This window comes from Massilia yuzhufengensis (assembly GCF_900112225.1).
Classification (GTDB): Bacteria; Pseudomonadota; Gammaproteobacteria; order Burkholderiales; family Burkholderiaceae_D; genus Telluria; species Telluria yuzhufengensis.
The window spans coordinates 90736-107716 of sequence record NZ_FOLD01000001.1 but is presented as its reverse complement, the minus strand read 5'-3'; the positions used below and the strand labels follow the sequence as shown (position 1 = coordinate 107716).

13 protein-coding genes are annotated in these 16981 nt (G+C 64.1%); 5 read left to right on the top strand and 8 right to left on the bottom strand.

What is annotated here, in order from left to right; translation table 11 throughout:
• Position 1 precedes the first annotated feature (1 nt).
• The 5 genes from BM031_RS00485 to tssK all read right to left on the bottom strand — a co-directional run bounded on the left by BM031_RS00485 (position 2) and on the right by tssK (position 6340).
• Entirely contained in the window at positions 2-265 is a 264-nt protein-coding gene (locus BM031_RS00485) for a PAAR domain-containing protein (RefSeq protein ID WP_091869603.1), read from the bottom strand.
• 71 nt (positions 266-336) lie between these two features.
• The gene (locus BM031_RS24885) at positions 337-864 is read right to left on the bottom strand and encodes a hypothetical protein (protein WP_143084485.1); all 528 of its coding nucleotides are present in this window, start codon (positions 862-864) and stop codon (positions 337-339) included.
• Entirely contained in the window at positions 861-2183 is a 1323-nt protein-coding gene (locus tag BM031_RS25825; RefSeq protein ID WP_229408340.1) for a hypothetical protein, read from the bottom strand. The genes BM031_RS24885 and BM031_RS25825 overlap by 4 nt, the downstream gene beginning before the upstream one ends.
• Entirely contained in the window at positions 2184-5003 is a 2820-nt protein-coding gene (locus tag BM031_RS00475; protein ID WP_091869600.1) for a type VI secretion system Vgr family protein, read from the bottom strand.
• Positions 5000-6340: a type VI secretion system baseplate subunit TssK gene (gene tssK / locus BM031_RS00470; protein WP_091869597.1), complete on the bottom strand. Its 1341-nt coding sequence runs from the start codon at positions 6338-6340 to the stop codon at positions 5000-5002. The genes BM031_RS00475 and tssK overlap by 4 nt, the downstream gene beginning before the upstream one ends.
• A gap of 151 nt (positions 6341-6491) precedes the next feature.
• Between tssK and tssE the strand changes: the two genes are divergently transcribed.
• The 3 genes from tssE to tssG are packed head-to-tail and all read left to right on the top strand — an operon-like array spanning position 6492 to position 9880.
• Positions 6492-6989 carry a type VI secretion system baseplate subunit TssE gene (tssE, locus tag BM031_RS00465; RefSeq protein WP_091869594.1) on the top strand — a complete coding sequence of 166 codons (498 nt, stop codon included), beginning with the start codon at positions 6492-6494 and terminating at the stop codon, positions 6987-6989.
• A gap of 3 nt (positions 6990-6992) precedes the next feature.
• The gene (tssF, locus tag BM031_RS00460) at positions 6993-8840 is read left to right on the top strand and encodes a type VI secretion system baseplate subunit TssF (RefSeq protein ID WP_091869590.1); all 1848 of its coding nucleotides are present in this window, start codon (positions 6993-6995) and stop codon (positions 8838-8840) included.
• Positions 8804-9880, top strand: coding sequence for a type VI secretion system baseplate subunit TssG (gene tssG, locus BM031_RS00455; protein ID WP_091869585.1), 1077 nt, complete (start codon positions 8804-8806; stop codon positions 9878-9880). The genes tssF and tssG overlap by 37 nt, the downstream gene beginning before the upstream one ends.
• Before the next feature lie 23 nt (positions 9881-9903).
• Here tssG and BM031_RS00450 read toward each other — a convergent pair whose 3' ends face one another.
• Together BM031_RS00450 and BM031_RS00445 are read right to left on the bottom strand one after the other, a co-directional pair.
• Positions 9904-10320 (bottom strand): DUF2750 domain-containing protein, encoded by a 417-nt coding sequence (locus BM031_RS00450; RefSeq protein WP_370660028.1) that lies wholly within the window; start codon positions 10318-10320, stop codon positions 9904-9906.
• Between the two features lie 115 nt (positions 10321-10435).
• Complete coding sequence (locus BM031_RS00445; RefSeq protein ID WP_091869581.1) at positions 10436-13159, bottom strand: PAS domain-containing protein; 2724 nt, start codon at positions 13157-13159, stop codon at positions 10436-10438.
• Positions 13160-13339: 180 nt separating this feature from the next.
• On the opposite strand from BM031_RS00445, the gene BM031_RS00440 reads away from it, so the two are divergent.
• Complete coding sequence (locus tag BM031_RS00440; RefSeq protein ID WP_091869578.1) at positions 13340-15595, top strand: PhoX family protein; 2256 nt, start codon at positions 13340-13342, stop codon at positions 15593-15595.
• A gap of 132 nt (positions 15596-15727) precedes the next feature.
• Complete coding sequence (locus tag BM031_RS24880) at positions 15728-16012, top strand: hypothetical protein (RefSeq protein ID WP_143084484.1); 285 nt, start codon at positions 15728-15730, stop codon at positions 16010-16012.
• On the opposite strand, the gene BM031_RS00435 is transcribed toward BM031_RS24880, so the two are convergent.
• On the bottom strand, positions 16013-16906 hold the full coding sequence (locus tag BM031_RS00435) for a LysR family transcriptional regulator ArgP (RefSeq protein ID WP_091869575.1): 894 nt from the start codon (positions 16904-16906) through the stop codon (positions 16013-16015).
• Positions 16907-16981: the final 75 nt, after the last annotated feature.

Genomic DNA, 16981 nt, shown 5'->3' with positions numbered 1-16981 from the left:
ATTAGAGTTTGTCGATGGTTGCTTGTTGGCCTGCGATGAGGACGGCGCCGCAGGCAGTCTTGTCGCCGTGGCGCGCTGCCGGTTTGCCGTCGATGATCAAGGTCATGTCGCCGCTGACGATGGGATTGGAACCATGGGCTGGACAGGAGGTTTTATCACCGATCCGCGCAATTCCCTTGCCGCCGGTGTCGCTATGTGGGGACGCTTCAATGACCGTTCCGCCATGGGATGTCTTATCCCCCATCGTTATCAATGGGCCTGCCATGAGTATTCCTTAAAAGAGTTATTGTTAAATTTTTGTAAAAAATTGATAGCTTATAAAGCCTACTTAACGATTCAATCGCATGCTTGCCCATACGAAAAAAGTTTCCATTTTCTTTTTGAATATTTTATGACGCGCTCTTGTACACAATATTCATTTCCGAAATAGTGCACTTTTATAATCTCATCCGATACGGACAGGCTTGCGTCCCATGCCTCCTTCTTAGCAAGAAGTGCTTCAACTAGTGCCGGGTTTATATATCTCATTTTGATGGATGGACCAGCTTCGCCGGTTCCCTCTAGTTCCATTCTAATTTTTTTAAAGGTAGCATTTTGCATTTTTTTTGAATTTTCATTTGTAAATGGTGCGCAAAGCAATAAATCTATCAGCTCCCATGCTGTTCCTGCGTCTTTGATTTTTTTCTGAAATAATAATCTCCGCAAATCTTTTTTTTCGTCAGGGCTGCAAGCATTTGCATATTCGAGGCCTTGTATATTTATTGGTGGATAATCAGCGTTGGAATCTTGTGAATAAGCACTCATAGGGTATATTGTCGAAGCAAGAAGAATCATCGCATGTTTAAGATGCTTAAGCTTTTTCATAGTATTCTCGCATCGCGAACCGTGATGTGCAAATGGTGAGCATGAGTTATCTCGTTTTTTGTCTTTTGAAAATTTGCTGAAGGATCTACGTTGTCGCGCGTATTGTCGTCCATGAACCAAGGGTCATAAATCTGAGTGACGCTTTGCGACTTGATGAGTGCAGACCGAAAGCGTCGAATATCATCCGGTTCATTCATGTCTCTCTCGAGGCCCCACGCGATTTCCGCCTTTTTCTGTTCATCTACTGCTATTTTGTGCACTTGTTCAACGCCCTGCAGATTTTGTTTTGCCGAAATTAAAAGTCCTGGATTACTTTTTGCATTTCGCAGTTCAGATTGTGCCTGTGCCAGTTTTTGTGCTGCAATGTCTCTCGCAGTTTTCTTTTCAGTTAATTTCACGAACAGCTCTTTTTCACTTTGGCTGACGTTGGCTGTGTCGATTGCTTTGGACTTCGTGAGTTCTTGTCTGTTTAATCTGATATCGTTGATAACGTTGACGTCTAGCCCTAGTCCAGCGCGATGCGCTATCGATCCTTCCATTGGCCGCCATGTTGATGTAATCCTTAAAACTGCTATGCCTGCTTCCAGTGCGGCCTGAATAGCTGCTGCATAAGCAGCAGGATGCACTCGTGTAAGGATATCGGTAAGAAAATCGAAGCTGGTGATATTTTTTCGTGCATTGTCTGCGTCGTTAAAATATAACGTAACTAGCTGGGGAGCGGAATTCGGCGCTGCAATAGAAATTTTAAGGTTGGGTTGTGACAGTCCGTCGTAGATACTCTTGACGGCTAATTTGACGCTCGGATTTGTATCGGCAGGAATTAAATTTTCGATTTCTAGTACAGTATATTTGTGCGATAGGCGCATCCAGATATCACCAGTCAACGGGGCAACGAGTGTTTCAATTTTTTTGTTTTTTTCGGAAACTGCGTTTTCTATTGATTTTATTGGTGTGTCGGTATCGGTATGCTTCCCTTTTTTTTCCGTGACGATAACAAGTACATCACTATCCGTTGGCGTCACAGAATATACAGGGTGATTTCTATAGTTAGGGTAAGAATCGCTGTTGAGATATAGCGAAACTTTCTCGCCAGGAGAAACATTCTCTATTACTATAAATCCACTTTCCGTGTCTAATTTTCTCGGTTTACCTTTATAAATATCTGGTATGCGACCGTTCACTGTAACCGCATAAGGAAGGTTAAGTTTTGGATGAGATACTATGTTGAATCTGTAGGTGACTTTGCGTTTAGCTTTCACAGGAACGTCTGTGAAGGTATCTTTGTTTAATTGGGTTTGTGCCGTTTGCCCGCTTTTCATTCAACACCTCTCATCATGATTTACTTCATGATAAAAATCAGTGCTTTCAATACCCCAATGCACTGTTAATTTGGTAGGCTCGGCTGTCATGACTGTTTGGGTTTTGCCGTCATGATCTGTACGGCCGTTAACGGCTGTTCCGTCTTGAAGGACGATTTTGTAGGACACGTCCGCTATAGGAAGACCAGTCACCTCGTCGACCGCCCGAAACTGTTCTTTGCAAATTTTAGGTCTGCTATCAGGAAGATTCGAAAGCTGCGCAGCAGTACTCGCTCCAGCTTCGAAAACATGCTGCCCCCCCTTCACCGAAAACGTCCCCGGACACGCAAACGTAATATCCCCACCCTCCAGCGTGATCGACGACTGTCCCGCCTGCAGCACGATCTTTTCCTTGGCCTTGATCTCGATGCAGTCATTCACCGAGATCACCGTGATCTCCTTGTCCGCCAGGATCTCCAGCTCATCCGTATGCGCCTGCATCGACACCGGCCCGTTCGCCGCGATCGCCTGGATCCCGCCCGAATGCGTAAAGAAACTCGCGGCCCCGCCCGCCACCGCTGAAAACGTGTGCCCCGCCGTCATGTGCACGTCCGACTGCGAAGTCCAGTGCAGGTGCTTACCCGCATACAGCACGGTCGAGGCGGGCGTGGCCCAGTTGATGCCGGCCGCCGAATCCATCAGCACGATGGGAGAACCGAACTTCTCCACAGGCTGCGATGGATCGAGCTCGCGCGATCCTGCCTTCGCCTTGAGCGCCGCCTGCCCATTTACCGGCCCCTCATATTTGCCCTTGGCCTGCGGATCGATCTGCTCGATGAACTCCGCCTGCGCCTTAGCCGCATCCTTGCTGAACAGCGCCTGCTGCGCCTCCGCCGCCTCGCCCAGCGTGGTAACCAGTTCCTGCGCGCTCTTGAATTGCGCCACCGCTTCCGCCACGTCCATCTGCGTCGAGCTCACGCCGCTCCCCATCGCAGGACGGGCGCGCGTCGACAGCAGCACGCCTTCGCCGCCCCGGATCACCGCCCAGGCATCGGTGCGCAGCTCGAAGCCGCTGCCGCGATATGCGCCGCGCTGGGCCGTGCCCGGCTCCTGGTGGATCAGGTAGCCGAGGTTCAGCTGGGTGGCGGCGAGGCTGGTGGCCAGCCGCATGCGCACCTGGCCGCTCGTATCGTCGATCTGCCACTGGTTGTAGCCGCTGCCATCAAGATTGCGGGTATGGATCCCGGATAGCGCCCCGGCGTGGTTGGCGCCGGAATCGACGCCGGCGGAGAAGGGCGGCAAATCGGTGCCGTTGTACAGCTGCGCGACGACGACGGGCCGGTCGATATCGCCTTCGATGAAATCGACCAGCACTTCGGTCCCGATGCGGGGCGTGAATACCGTGCCCCAGTTGGGCCCGGCCAGCGCTTCGGCGACCCGCACCCAGGTCCCCGAGGTCTCGTTGCCCGGTGCGCAGCCTTTGTCGTCCGTGTTGTGCGCCGCGCCGCCGGGGTTCGGACGCACCCCGCGCTGCCAGGCAAACTGGACCCGTACCTGGTGATCGCGGTTGGTGGTCGACACCGCATCGGCCAGCCCGACGACCAGTGCGCATTGCGGCCCGGGCGCCGTGATCCGGTGCGGCGCCGCCGTCAGGCGCGGAACCAGCGGCACTACCTCGCGCGCACAGGCGAACACATTGCGGTAGCTGCCGTTCTCGACACGGACTGCACCGTCGCCGGCGATGCCGGTCTGGAAATTATTGCGCGCCTCATGCCGCACCGACAGCACCTTGAACAAGTTGGCGCCATCCGCATAGCGGTCGTGCTGGGTCAGCTGGAAGGCATGTCCCGCCGCCAGCCTGCGCACCGCGCCCGTTCCCTCGAACACCTTGTTGTCGAGCTCCAGCGCTTGCAGTATCAATTCGCTGTGCGTATCCGCCGCGCCGCGCTCGCTTGCGATGCGTTCGCCGCTGCCGTCATAGACCGGCAGCGACGGCAGCTCCCCCGCATCGAGCGCGCTCGCATGCTCGCAGGAAGGCGCCAGCAGTTGCGCAGGATCCCAGCTGCTGATCGTGACGGCATTCGCCGCAACCGTCCGGCGCGCCCGGAAGCCGTCGATCGCATCGTCAAGCTCGGTCGCGCGCACGCCATGGAAGCGCAGCACGTCCCCGCCCGGCATCGCGGGCGCCGCCGCCCTGCTGTCGAACACCAGCAGCCGGTGCCTGGCCTGCCCATGCGCGCCTTCTTCTGCATCATCCGCCTGGTCGTGCTCGAAGCGCCAGCTCAAGCCTTCCGAGGCCAGCAGGCGCGTGAAAAAATCCAGGTCGCTCTCGCGGTATTGCGTGCAGACCGCCCGCGGCAGCAGCTCCTGGGTGATGTCAAAATCAAAACGCACCTGTGGATAATCCGCAAGTAATTCACAGGCGATGTCGCGGACAGTCTTGTCCTGGAAGAGGTAGCTGTCGCGGCGCAGGCCCAGCATGGCCAGCGCGGGTTCCAGCCGCAGGCGATAACGCGCCACGCCGCCATCCGCGCCGAGCCAGGACGCCGCGGTACACAGGCCATGCCACATGCGCCGGCTGCCATCGGGCTGCAGCAGGCCGATGCTCAGCTCTTCGCCAATGAACACACCCAGGTCGAGGTCGGTCGACGTGCTGAGCGCATCGACGTCGAACGCGAACAATTCGTTGACGGCCTCGCGTCCGCTGAAGCCTTCCGCCACCAGTGACTCGGGCAGGCGGCTAGCCTGGGCACTGGCCAGGGTGATCAGCCGCGCATGCTGGCTCAGGCCCGTGCCGAACACGCCCAGGGCGGCGCCCAGGGCGGCAAAATCCGGCCTCATGCAGCCACGGCCAGCAGTTCCAGGCGCAGCTCTTTCAAGCCGGCCGGGACATAGATCGAGATCGATTGCGCCTTGAGCATGCGCTCGTACATCGGCCCTTTCGCTTCGAGCACGAAATAACAGGTCTCGGGCCGCACCGGCACCGCGGCCGGCAGCTGCGGCGCATATTGCAGGCGCACCCCCGGCAGGGCCGAGAGCACGAACTTCTCGACATCGTCCGGTGCGCCGATCTTGAAGCGCAGCGGCACCACGTCCACCAGTTCCACCGCGGGCATCGCCGCCACCACCGCAATGTAGAAGGTGGTCTTCTCGTCGATCTTGCCGGAATCGAGCACGCCGATGTGGTACGAAGGCCGCACTTCGTTGAGCGCGATCGCGAAATACTTCGACGAGATCACCGTATCGAGCAGCTCGCGGATGATCGCGTGCAGCTTGGCGAAGGCTGGCCCCGGGTCGCCGTGCTGGTAGGGCGGCAAGTCGCCCAGCGTCCAGCTCTTGGAAAACGTCATCAAGCCACCCGCCACGTCGAGCAACTGCTCGTACAGGCGCTCCGGATGCAGCGCCGGATGGTGGAAGTGGTGGGTCAGCGTCGCATACGCGGAGCTGGCCGTGTGCAGCAGCCAGAACGAGGACATGTCCCCCGAGCGGAATTCCACTACGTTGCGGCTCGGCTCGCGCTGGTGCCCGTACAGCGCGGCCGTCTTGGCCTGCAGCGCGTCGAGCAGGCGGCGCAGCTGCTGGTACAGCACCGGTGCGGCGCCCACCGCCAGGGTCGGCGGCACGAAACTCTCGTCCATCTCGAAGCCACCGGTGGCGGCGCGGCGCAGCCGCAGCAGCGGAAAGTGAATGTAAGAATCGCGCGGCTCGCCATCCGACACCAGCCGCACCGCCTTTTTCAGGTAAGCCAGCTGCACCGGCGCGGCCTGGGTATACAGGTCGGGCGTGTCCTGGTTGGCCTGCACGAAGCGCGCCGTGTTGTTGGCCTGCCCGGGCGGCGCGAAGTTGCCGCTGAAGGGTTTCAGGGCGGGCAGGGCGATGGAATAGGTGATGCCCTGCTGCGACGGCGGGAGCAGGCTCAGGTCCACCGGTTCCGGCAGCGCATCGATCTCCGGCGCATCGACCAGCTCGCCGTCCTGGAAGCGCACCGACAGTGCCAGCAGCCGCAGCATGTTGTTGGACAGCGCCTCGCGGTCGACCTGCAAGGCCTCGACCCCCCAGGCGTAGGGATGCACGGCCTTGATGCTTTTATGGAGGCATTGCTCGTGGTAGTGGTCTTGGCGCTGGAAGTGCTGTGGACGCAATAACAGGCCTTCGCCCCAAAGGACTTTGCTGGTCATGTCTCTGCCTTCCCTCAAGGTTTTATCGGATTTGGCGGAACGTATCACCGAGAAACCATAACTTCTCGAAAGGGTTACCCATGTGAAGTTGATCAAACGTTGGCGCTGCTTGGCGTGGCAACATCGGATTTCGTTTTTCGGGGGAAGCCTGATGAAGGGATACACGCCGGGACTGTTCGACCGCCTGCTGGGTGTGCCGAACCGCGGGGGCAGCACCGCGGCGCAGCGGATGACGATCGACGAGCTCAAGGATGCGGTCGCGCGCGACCTCGAGTCGCTGCTCAATACGCGCTCGAGCATCGAAGAGAGTGCGCTCAAGGCCTACCCCGAATGCAGCCGCTCGATGGTGACCTACGGGCTCAACGATTTCGCCGACCGCTGCCTGTCCAGCCCAACGGACCGCGCCGCCATCTGCGCCAGCATCGAAAAGACCATCGCCTGCCACGAGCCGCGCCTGCGCAACATCCGCGCCAACCTCGATGTGCGCGACGACTCCGTCAATCGCCTGAACTTTTCGATCACGGCGGTGCTGGTGGTGAGCGTGTCGCAGGAGCCGGTGAATTTCGATGCCGTCCTCACGCCCTCGACCCTGCAGTACAGCATCAGCAAGGCGAGCAAGGCATCGCGCGCCGCCGTGCTGGGGGCGTGACGCATGGACCAGATGCTGCCCTACTACGAAAGCGAACTGGGCTACCTGCGCCGCAACCTGCGCGAGTTCGCCGAACGCTACCCGCGCATCGCCGGCCGCTTGCTCATCAGCGGCGAAGTGTGCGAAGACCCGCACACCGAGCGCATGATCGAATCGTTCGCGCTGCTCAACGCGCGCATCGCCAAGCGCCTCGACGACGACTATCCGGAGTTCACCGAAGCGCTGTTCGAGGTGCTGTATCCGCACTACCTGCGCCCCTTCCCTTCGTGCTCGATCGCGCGCCTGGACCTTGGCGGCGCGGCCAAGCAGGCCGGCGCCAGCGTGATCGCGCGCGGCACCCAGCTCAATACGCGGCCCGTGCGCGGCGCGGCCTGCACCTTCCGCACCGTGTATCCGGTCACGGTGGCGCCGCTGGCGCTGGCGCTGGCCAGGGCCAGTTTTTCCGCCATCATCGACGCGCCCGACGCCGTGCGCCTGCCGGGCAATGCTTCTTCCAGCATCAGCCTATCCATTTCCTGCACGGCCGAGCAGGGTTCCATCGCCCTGCTCGACCTGCCTGCCTTGCGCATCTTCCTCGACGGCGAACCGTCGTTCTGCGCCGCCCTGCGCGACGCGCTGTTCATGCGCAGCGTCGCCGCCTACGTAGAAGCCGACGGCAGCGGCCGCTGGAATGCCTTGCCGGCCATTCCCGTGCATCCGGCCGGCTTCGACGACGACGAATCGCTGATCGACTTTCCGGCGCGCTCGCACGCGTCCTATCGCCTGCTCACCGAATACTTCTGCTTTCCCGAAAAATTCAATTTCATCGACCTCGACCTGCGCACGCTGGCCGCCCATGCGCCGCCGGGCGCGCGTACGCTCACCCTGCACCTGGCGCTGTCGGGTCTGCGCTCGGATTCGAACCTGGCGCGCATGCTCGGCACGCTGTCGACCAACAATGTCCTGCTGGGCTGCACGCCGGTGATCAACCTGTTCCGCCAGCGCGGCGAGCCGATCCGCGTGACCCACATGAGCGCCAGCTATCCGGTGCTGGCCGATGCGCGCCGCGCCTTTGCCTACGAGGTCTACGCGATCGAATCGCTGAACCTGGTGCGCCAGACGCCGCAGGGCGAAACCCTGGTGCAGTTCCGTCCCTATTACGCGCTGAAACATGCGCAGGCGCCGGAAGACGCCGGCCACTACTACGCGATCCGGCGCGACGAGTCGCTGGCCGACAAGAGCCCCGGCTTCGAAACCCAGGTCTCGATCGTCGACATCGATTTCGATCCGGCCGAGGTGGAAACCGACACCCTCAATATCGAGCTCACCTGCACCAACCGCGACCTGCCCGCCAGCCTGAGCTATGGCCAGCAGGGCGGCGACCTGTTCCTGGAAGGGGGGGCGAGCGTGCGCGCCATCGCCTTCCTGCGCAAACCGAGCACGTCCTACCGTTTCGCCCGCGGGCGCGGCGCCCACTGGCGCCTGATCTCGCACCTGGCGCTCAACCACCTGTCGCTGGCCGAGGGCGGGGTCGATGCCTTCCGCGAGATGCTGGCGCTGTACGACCTGCCGCGCTCGCCGTCGTCGCAGCGCCAGGTCGGCGGCATCAAGGCGATCCACCAGCGTCCCACCACGGCCTGGCTGTCCGGGAATCCATTCACCTGCCTGGTGCGCGGCGTCGAAGTGCGCCTGAGCATCGATGAGGAAGCGTTCGTCGGCAGCGGCATCCATGCGTTTGCCCAGGTGGTCGACCGTTTCCTGGCCCTGTATGTGCATGCCAACAGTTTCACCCAGCTGGTGATCGTGTCGAACAAAACCGGAGAAGACTTATTGACCTGCCCGCCACGCAGCGGCGATTTGAGCCTGCTGTAATCGAGCGCCTGTTTCGCGAGCCCTACCGCTTCGAGTATTTCCAGGCGGTGCGCATGCTCGAACTGTGGCTGCGCCGGCGCGGCAAGCCGTCCGGCGGGCTGGTCCCGCAACTCCTGCGCTTCCAGAATTCGCTGTCGCTGGGCTTTCCGGCCAGCCAGGTCGAGGCGATCCACGCCGAGCCGCGCGACATCGCACCGAAGGCGGCCAGCCTGGCCACGGCGCTGGAAGACGGCGCGCTGCGCTACGTGCGCCTGACGCCGTCCTTCATGGGCCTGCTCGGCGGCAATGGCGTGCTGCCGCTGCACTACACCGAGCGACTCGCCGAGCACCAGTGGCAGGAAAAGGACGAGGGCGCGCGCGCCTTCCTCGATACCTTCTCGAACCGCTCGCTGGCGCTGTTCTACGAAGCCTGGCGCAAGTACCGGCTGGCCCTGCAATACCAGCTCGACGGCCAGGACGCCTTCCTGCCGCTGCTCCTGAGCCTGGCCGGCCTGGGCGACCATTCCCTGCGCCGGCGTTTGGCCGGCAGCGAAGACGGCGCGGTGCTGGACGAGTCGATCGCCTATTTCGCCGCGTCGGTGCGGCACCGGCCCACCTCGAGCGTCCAGCTGGCGCGCGTGCTGTCCGAGTATTTCGGGCAACCGGTGGTGGCCGAACAATTCGTCGGCTGCTGGTACGACGTGCCGCTGGCCCAGCAGACCATCCTGGGCCGCGGCAATGCCGTGCTGGGTGTCGGCGCCATCGCCGGCGCGCGGGTGTGGCAGCGCGACCTGCGCCTGCGCCTGGTGGTGGGGCCGCTGGACCGGCCCGGTTTTAATAACTTCCTGCCCGGCGGGCTGGCCGCGCGGGCGCTGCGCAGCATGCTGGCGATGTTCACCGGGCTGTCGCTCGAGTACGAAGTGGAGCTGGTGCTGCTGGCCGCGGACGTGCGCAACGTGCGGCTGGAAGGCGACGAGGGACGGCTGGGCTGGGATGCCTACCTGGTGGAAGGCCTGCAGGCCGAAGACCGGCGCGACGTGCGTTATGAGCTAAACCCGTAGGGTGGTCGGCGAAGCCGACCACCCTACCGTTTCTTCAGCGCCCGTTCCAGGTCCACGCGCAGCATGTACACCGTCGGCGTCAGCCCGCGGTCGCCTGGCGTATAGAAGATGCCCGGCAACACCCCGTCTTCTTCCAGCTGGGGCAGCAGGTCGGCCATCAGGTCGTCCAGCGGAAACGACAGCGGCTCGTAGCCGTCCCATTCGAATTCCGCGCACAGGTCGGCGAACTCGCTGGCCGGCCACATGGCGAACACCAGGGTGCCGTCGTCGGTCTTGGCCAGCGCCCAGCCGTCGCGGTACAGCCCCCACACATCGCCGGTGTCCGCCACCTGCTGCACGAAGCGCGCGTAGCGCTGCTGCGCGCTCAGGGTGACCACGTCGGCCAGCTGCTGTGCGCCTTGCTTGATTGCCGTAAGGGTTTGCTCGCTCAAGGTGTCCACCGCATCCGTTATTGGCCACAATGCCGTCCTGGCGAGGATACGCCTGAACGCGGATCGGTGGCGCAGCCACGCGTGTCGCGCGCTGGGACAAGTCGGGACTTGTCCACAGGCCGCGTCAAGCGGCCAGGGTCCCCAGCAGCTCCTGCACCACGTCCAGCTGCACCGGCTTGGTGAGGTGGTGGTTGAAGCCGGCCTCGTTCGATTTCTGGCGGTCGCTGTCGGCGCCCCAGCCGGTCAGCGCGACCAGGGTCATGCCTTCCAGTCCGGCCACGCTGCGCATCGCCCGGGCGGTGTCGTAGCCGTCCATGCCGGGCATGCCGATGTCGAGGAAGGCCACGTGCGGGCGGAAGGCCTGCGCCGCCGCCACCGCCTGCACGCCGTCGTGGGCGACCTCGGTCTGGTAGCCGCAGGCTTCCAGGATCATCGACAGCGTGGTCGCGGCGTCGACGTTGTCGTCCACCACCAGGATCTTCAGGCCTTCGGCGGCGGCATTGCCGGCGCCGGCCAGCGGCCCTTGCGCAGGCGTGTCGTGGGCGCTGCCGGCCAGCGGCAGGCGCACCGTGAACACGCTGCCGGCGGTAACGCCGCCGCTGGTGGCCGAGACTGTGCCGCCATGCATGTCGACCAGGCGCCGCACCAGCGACAGGCCGATTCCCAGCCCGCCCTGCGAGCGTTCCAGGTGGTGGCCGACCTGGCTGAACATCTCGAACACCGACGCCAGTTCGCTTTCCGGGATGCCGATGCCGTTGTCGGCTACCGCGATCACCGCTTCCTCCCCTTCGACCCGCAGCGACAGGCTGATGCGCCCGCCCGCCGGCGTGTACTTGGCCGCGTTGTTGAGCAGGTTGGCCACCACCTGCGCGATGCGGGTCACGTCGACGTCGGCCGCCACCTCGGTGTCCGGCACGTCCACCGACAGTTCGTGCTGGCCGGTTTCCACCAGCGGCAGGCTGGTCTCGACGGCGCTCGCGAGCACCGTGCGCAGGTCGGCGCGTTCCTTCTTGAGTTCCAGTTTGCCGCCGCTGATGCGCGCGATGTCGAGCAGGTCGTCGATCAGGTGCACCATGTGGCCGACCTGGCGTTCCATCATCTCGCGCACCCGCGCCACCGTGGCGGGATTGTCGCCCTTCAGGCGCATCACGCTCAGGCCGCTGCGGATCGGCGCCAGCGGGTTGCGCAGCTCGTGCGCCAGCGTGGCCAGGAATTCGGTCTTGCGGCGGTCCGCTTCCGACAGGTCGGCCGCCAGTTTGCGCAGCGTGTCTTCCGACTGCTTGCGCGCCGTGATGTCGGAAAACAGCAGCGCCACCTTGTTGCTGCTCTCCCCGCCCAGGCGGTTGGCGTACACGTCGAACCAGCGGTTCATCGCCGGGGCTTCGTTTTCGAAGCGTACCGGTTCGCCCGTCTGCGCCACCCGGCCGTAGGTCTCGAACCAAAAGCTGTCCAGGGTCGGGATCATCTCTTTCGCGGTGCGGCCCACCGCGTCCTGCAGGCCGGTGTGGGCTTCGAACATCTTGTTCATTTCGAGGAAGCGGTAATCCACCGGGCGCTGCTGCTCGTCGAAGATCATCTCGAAGATGCAGAAGCCCTGGTCGACCGACTCGAACAGGGTGCGGTAGCGCTCCTCGCTGGCGCGCAGCTTTTCGGCGGCGCGCTTGCTCTCGGTGGTGTCGACCACGATCGCCACCAGGCCCTGGAATTCGCCATCCGGGCCGCGCAGCGCGTTGACGCTGCTGGTGGCCGGCATCAGGCTGCCGTCCCGGCGCAGGTACTGCTTGTCGACCACCAGGCCGGTCTCGCCCGCGGCCAGGCGGCGCACGGCGTCCAGCGTGACGGGAATCGACTCCTCGGCCGTCAAATCGACCACGCTCAGGCCGAGCAGCTCCGCTTCGCTGCGCGCCACCATGTCGCAGTACTTCTGGTTGACCAGGGTGATGCGGCCGTCGGGATCCATCTGCACCACGCCGGTGGCGGCCTGGCTGACGATTTTCTGGAACCGTTCACGGCTTTCGAACAGTTCGATCTCGCCCAGCTTGCGCTCGGTCTGGTCGACCCCGTGGGCGAGGATGCCGCTGATGTTGCCTTCGCTGTCGCGCAGCGCCAGGTAGACCAGGTCGACGAAGCGCCGTTCCAGCGGGCCGCCGGGATGCCGCTGCAGCATCACCGGCATGTCGGCGCCCTTGTACGCTTCGCCGGTCCGGTACACGCCGTCGAGCAGTTCGATGAAGCCCTGCCCGGCCAGTTCCGGCAAGGCCTGCTGCAGCGGCAGCCCGACCAGGTCGCGGTTGCCGGTGAGCTGCAGGTAGCGCTCGTTGACCAGTTCGAACACGTGGTCCGGCCCCGCCAGCACGCACATGAAGGCCGGCGCCTGGCGGAACACGTCTTCCATGCGCTGGCTGGCCACGCTGAGCTGGCGCATTAGCCGTTCGCGCTCGGCGTCGGCCTGCACCTGGGCGGTGATGTCGCGCGAGACCGCCAGCAGGCCGCCGCTGGGCGCGCCGACCGCGCTGACGGTGACGTCCCACCACTTGGGCGTGCCGGCCGCAGTGGGGCAGGCGCCGCGGAAGCGCCCGCTGCCGGTGCTGCGCGCCGCGGCGACGGCGGCGGCGATATCGGCCTGGCTGGCCTGCGGCCACAGGGTCGGCCAGGCGTTGCCCAACACCTGCGCGCCATCGCCCAGCTCCATCGCGCGCAGGCCGTTGCGGTTCATGGCCACGATGCGGCAGTCGGCGTCGAGCAGCTTGACGCAGTCGGGACTGGCTTCGAAGAGGTGCAGGCCGAGGGCGGCCGGGTCGAGGGTGGGAGCGGGGGTGGCGGGGCTGTTGCTGCTGCGGTCCTGCATGCGATCTGTCCTTGGTGGTGCCGCAGGGTGCGGGCGGAGGGCCCCGGCAGTATATCTGCATGGAAAACCATCTGTCGCCAGTTTCGTCAGTTTGTCACGGAACTGTTATCGAAACGTCACAGGCCAGTCATCTTCGCTCCCTACCATGCACGGATTCTCCCCACTACGAACAGGATTACCGTGAACAAGCCGACCGACCTCGCCCGCATCCCTGTCGACCACGACGACATCGATACGAACGTCTCGTCGAACGACAGTTTCAGCACCGTCCTCGAAGCGCGCCTGAGCCGCCGCAGCCTGCTGCGCGGCGGCGCCGCCTCGGCCGCCACCGCCATGCTCGGCGCGCTGGGCCTGAGTGGCTGCGGCGGATCCGACAACGACACCGCACCGGCGCCGCCGGTCGTGGTCACCCCGCCGCCCGCCGACAAGCTGCTCGGCTTCGGCGCCGTCTCCAAGAGCCTGGCCGACACCGTGGTGGTCCCGGCCGGCTACACCGCCAGCGTCCTGTACGCGATGGGCGACCCGCTCACCGCCGCCACGCCGGCGTTCAGGAACGACGGCACCGATACGGACCACGAGAACCGCGCCGGCGACCAGCACGACGGCATGGAATTCTTCCCCTTGTCCGGCAGCGGCGCCCCGTCGACCAGCGCCATCGAGCGCGGCCTGCTGGCGATGAACCACGAAGCGACCATCGACGAGAAGCTGTCGGCCTTCTTCCTGCACCCGACCGGCGGCACCATGAGCCTGCCGCGCCCGGGCGCGGAAGTCGACAAGGAGATGGCGCTGCACGGCCTGTCGGTGGTCGAGGTGCGCCGCAACGCCGCCAAGTGGGAAACCGTGAAGGAATCGAGCTTCAACCGCCGCGTGCACCAGCAGACCGAGATCGAACTCTCGGGCCCGGTGCGCGGCAATGCGCTCGTGGTCACCAAGTACTCGACCAACGGGACGAAAATCCGCGGCACCCTGAACAACTGCGGCACCGGCAAGACCCCGTGGAACACCTACCTGTCGGGCGAAGAAAACTGGTCCGGCTACTTCACCCGCGCCGCCACCGACGATGCCGCGCGCGGCAACGACAAGAGCGTGGTCTCGCTCAAGCGCTATGGCCGCGACCAGGGCGCCGCTTCGCGCCACGGCTGGGAAACCGGCGGCGCCGACGACAAGTACGCGCGCTGGAACCTGAGCAAGAAGGGCGCGTCGCTGGACGGCAGCGACGACTACCGCAACGAGATGAACGGCATGGGCTACATCGTCGAGATGGACGCCTACGACAAGACCCGCTCCATCAAGAAGCGCACCGCGCTGGGCCGCTACGCGCACGAGAGCGCGGCCTTCGGCATGGTGGTGGCGGGCCAGCCGCTGGCGGTCTACATGGGCGACGACTCGCGCAACGAATACATCTTCAAGTTCGTCTCCACGGCGCTGTGGGCGGCCGCCGATGCGACGGCGGCGGACCGGATCGCCACCGGCGACAAGTACCTCGACAGCGGCAAGCTGTATGTCGCCAAATTCGCGGCCGACGGCAGCGGCCAGTGGATCGAGCTGTCGATCGCCAACCCGCTGATCGCCGCCTACGCCGGCTACAAGTTCGCCGACCAGGCCGACGTGCTGGTCAATGCGCGCCTGGCCGGCGACGCCGTGGGCGCGACCAAGATGGACCGCCCGGAATGGTGCTCGGTGAACCCGGCCAACGGCGAGATCTACTACACGCTGACCAACAACAGCAACCGCCGCGTCGAGCCGAGCGGCGCCAGCCAGGCCGCGCCGGACGCCGCCAACCCGCGCGTCTACACCGACATGAAGGGCACGACCGCGCAGGTGGGCAACCCGAACGGCCACATCGTCCGCATGAAGGAAGGCGCCGCCGGCTCCGCCGCCACCGCCTTTACCTGGGACGTCTACCTGTTCGGCGCCGAAGCCGGCGCCGCCGCCGCCACCGTGAACCTGTCGGGCCTCTCGGCCGACCAGGACTTCTCGAGCCCGGACGGCCTGGCCTTCAGCACCGCCACCGGCATCTGCTGGTTCCAGACCGACGACGGCGCCTACACCGACGTCAGCAACTGCATGATGCTGGCCGGCCTGCCGGGCAAAGTGGGCGACGGCAAGAAGGTGACGCTGAACCATGCGCGCGCCAACGGCACCACGCTGGCGGTGGACACCTATGTGGGCCAGGCCGCTACGGCGGACACGCTCAAGCGCTTCCTGGTGGGCCCGGTGGGCGCCGAGATCACCGGCATCGCCGAGACCCCGGACGGCAAGGCGCTGTTCGTGAACATCCAGCACCCGGGCGAAGGCACGGCGGCGGCCAATGCGGCCGACCCCACCAAGTACGCCAGCCAGTGGCCGTCGAACGCCGGCTATGGCGCCGGCAAGCGTCCGCGCTCGGCGACCATCGTCATCACCAAGAACGACGGCGGCCGCATCGGTTCCTGATTCACCCGTTCTACCGTTTCACACTCTCCCTTGGGGCTGGGCGCGCAAGCGTCCGGCCTTTTTTTCGTCCAGCGCAAGGAGCGTGCGCGCATAGCGTGTCAGCATCGAGGATGCGCACCGCGGGAGCCGCCCATGACCGTTTCCTTGTCCACCTACTATCGCATCACGCGCATGAGCGCGCTGTACGACCTGCTCGTCACCGCGCCCTTCGCCACGCCCTGGACCTTCGCCCTGGTGTATCCGCTGCTCTCGCACGCCAATGTTGCGCTGGGCGGCGCTGCGCCTGGCCAGGCCCAGCCTGGTGCTGGGGCGCTACGACGGCGCCGGGCGCTTCGTGTTCGCGCTCTGGATGGGGTGGGCGCAGCGCGCAGCGCGCGCACAAGCCCTGCCTGCGGCTGGTGCGCGCTTCCTGATTGACTAGGGCAGCGGCAGCAGCACGCCGCGCGCCGCCTTGAGCAGGGCCGCGCCCATGCGCTCCAGGCGCGGCGGCTGGATGCGCCAGGCGTGCCAGTACAGCGGCACGTCCACATGCAGGTGGGGCGTCAGGTCCACCATGGTCCCGTCACGCAGCAGGGCCTCGCACTGCTCCAGCGGCAGCAGGCCGTAGCCCATGCCGATCCGGATCGCCTGCACATACGGGTCGCTGGCCGGCACGTAGTGGAAGGGGTAGGAAGCCTCCGGCAGCCCGAAATGCTTCAGCAGGAAGGCCGACTGCAGCGAATCCTTGCGGTCGAACACCACCACCGGCGCACGCTGCGCGCTGTCGCGGTCGAAACCGTTCGGGAAGTGGTGGCGGGCGAAGCCTGTGGCGGCCACCATCCGGTAGCGCATCTGGCCCAGCGGGCTGACGGTACAGCCGTGCATCGCCGCCGCTTCGCCCGACACGCAGGCCACCACCCGGCCCTGTTCCAGCAGCGCGAAGGTATGGCCCTGGTTGTCCAGCACGAATTCCACCAGCAGTTCTTCGGCGGCCAGGATGGGCCCGAGCACCGGCAGCAGCCAGGTGGCCAGGGTGTCGTTGTTGACGGCCAGCGCCACGCGCGCCGGGCCTTCGTCCATCCCCATCTCGGCCAGGAATTCCGCTTCCAGCAGGGTGCTGCGGCGCAGGTACTGCAGCAGGCGCGTACCCGGGCCGGTGGGACGGCAGGGGCGGCTGCGCACCAGCAGCGGCGTGCCGAAATCCTGCTCCAGCGCCGAGATGCGCTGCGAGATGGCGGACGAGGTAATGGCCAGCTGGGCGGCCGCCAGTTCCAGGCTGCCGGTATCGACGGCGGCCATGAAGGCGGCGCTGCGGCGGGGATCGATCTGCATGGGGCGCCTAACTAAGTTTTGCTTAACTATCTTTAAAAAAGATGAATATATTTGAAGTATGGCGGAGCTTTCGCC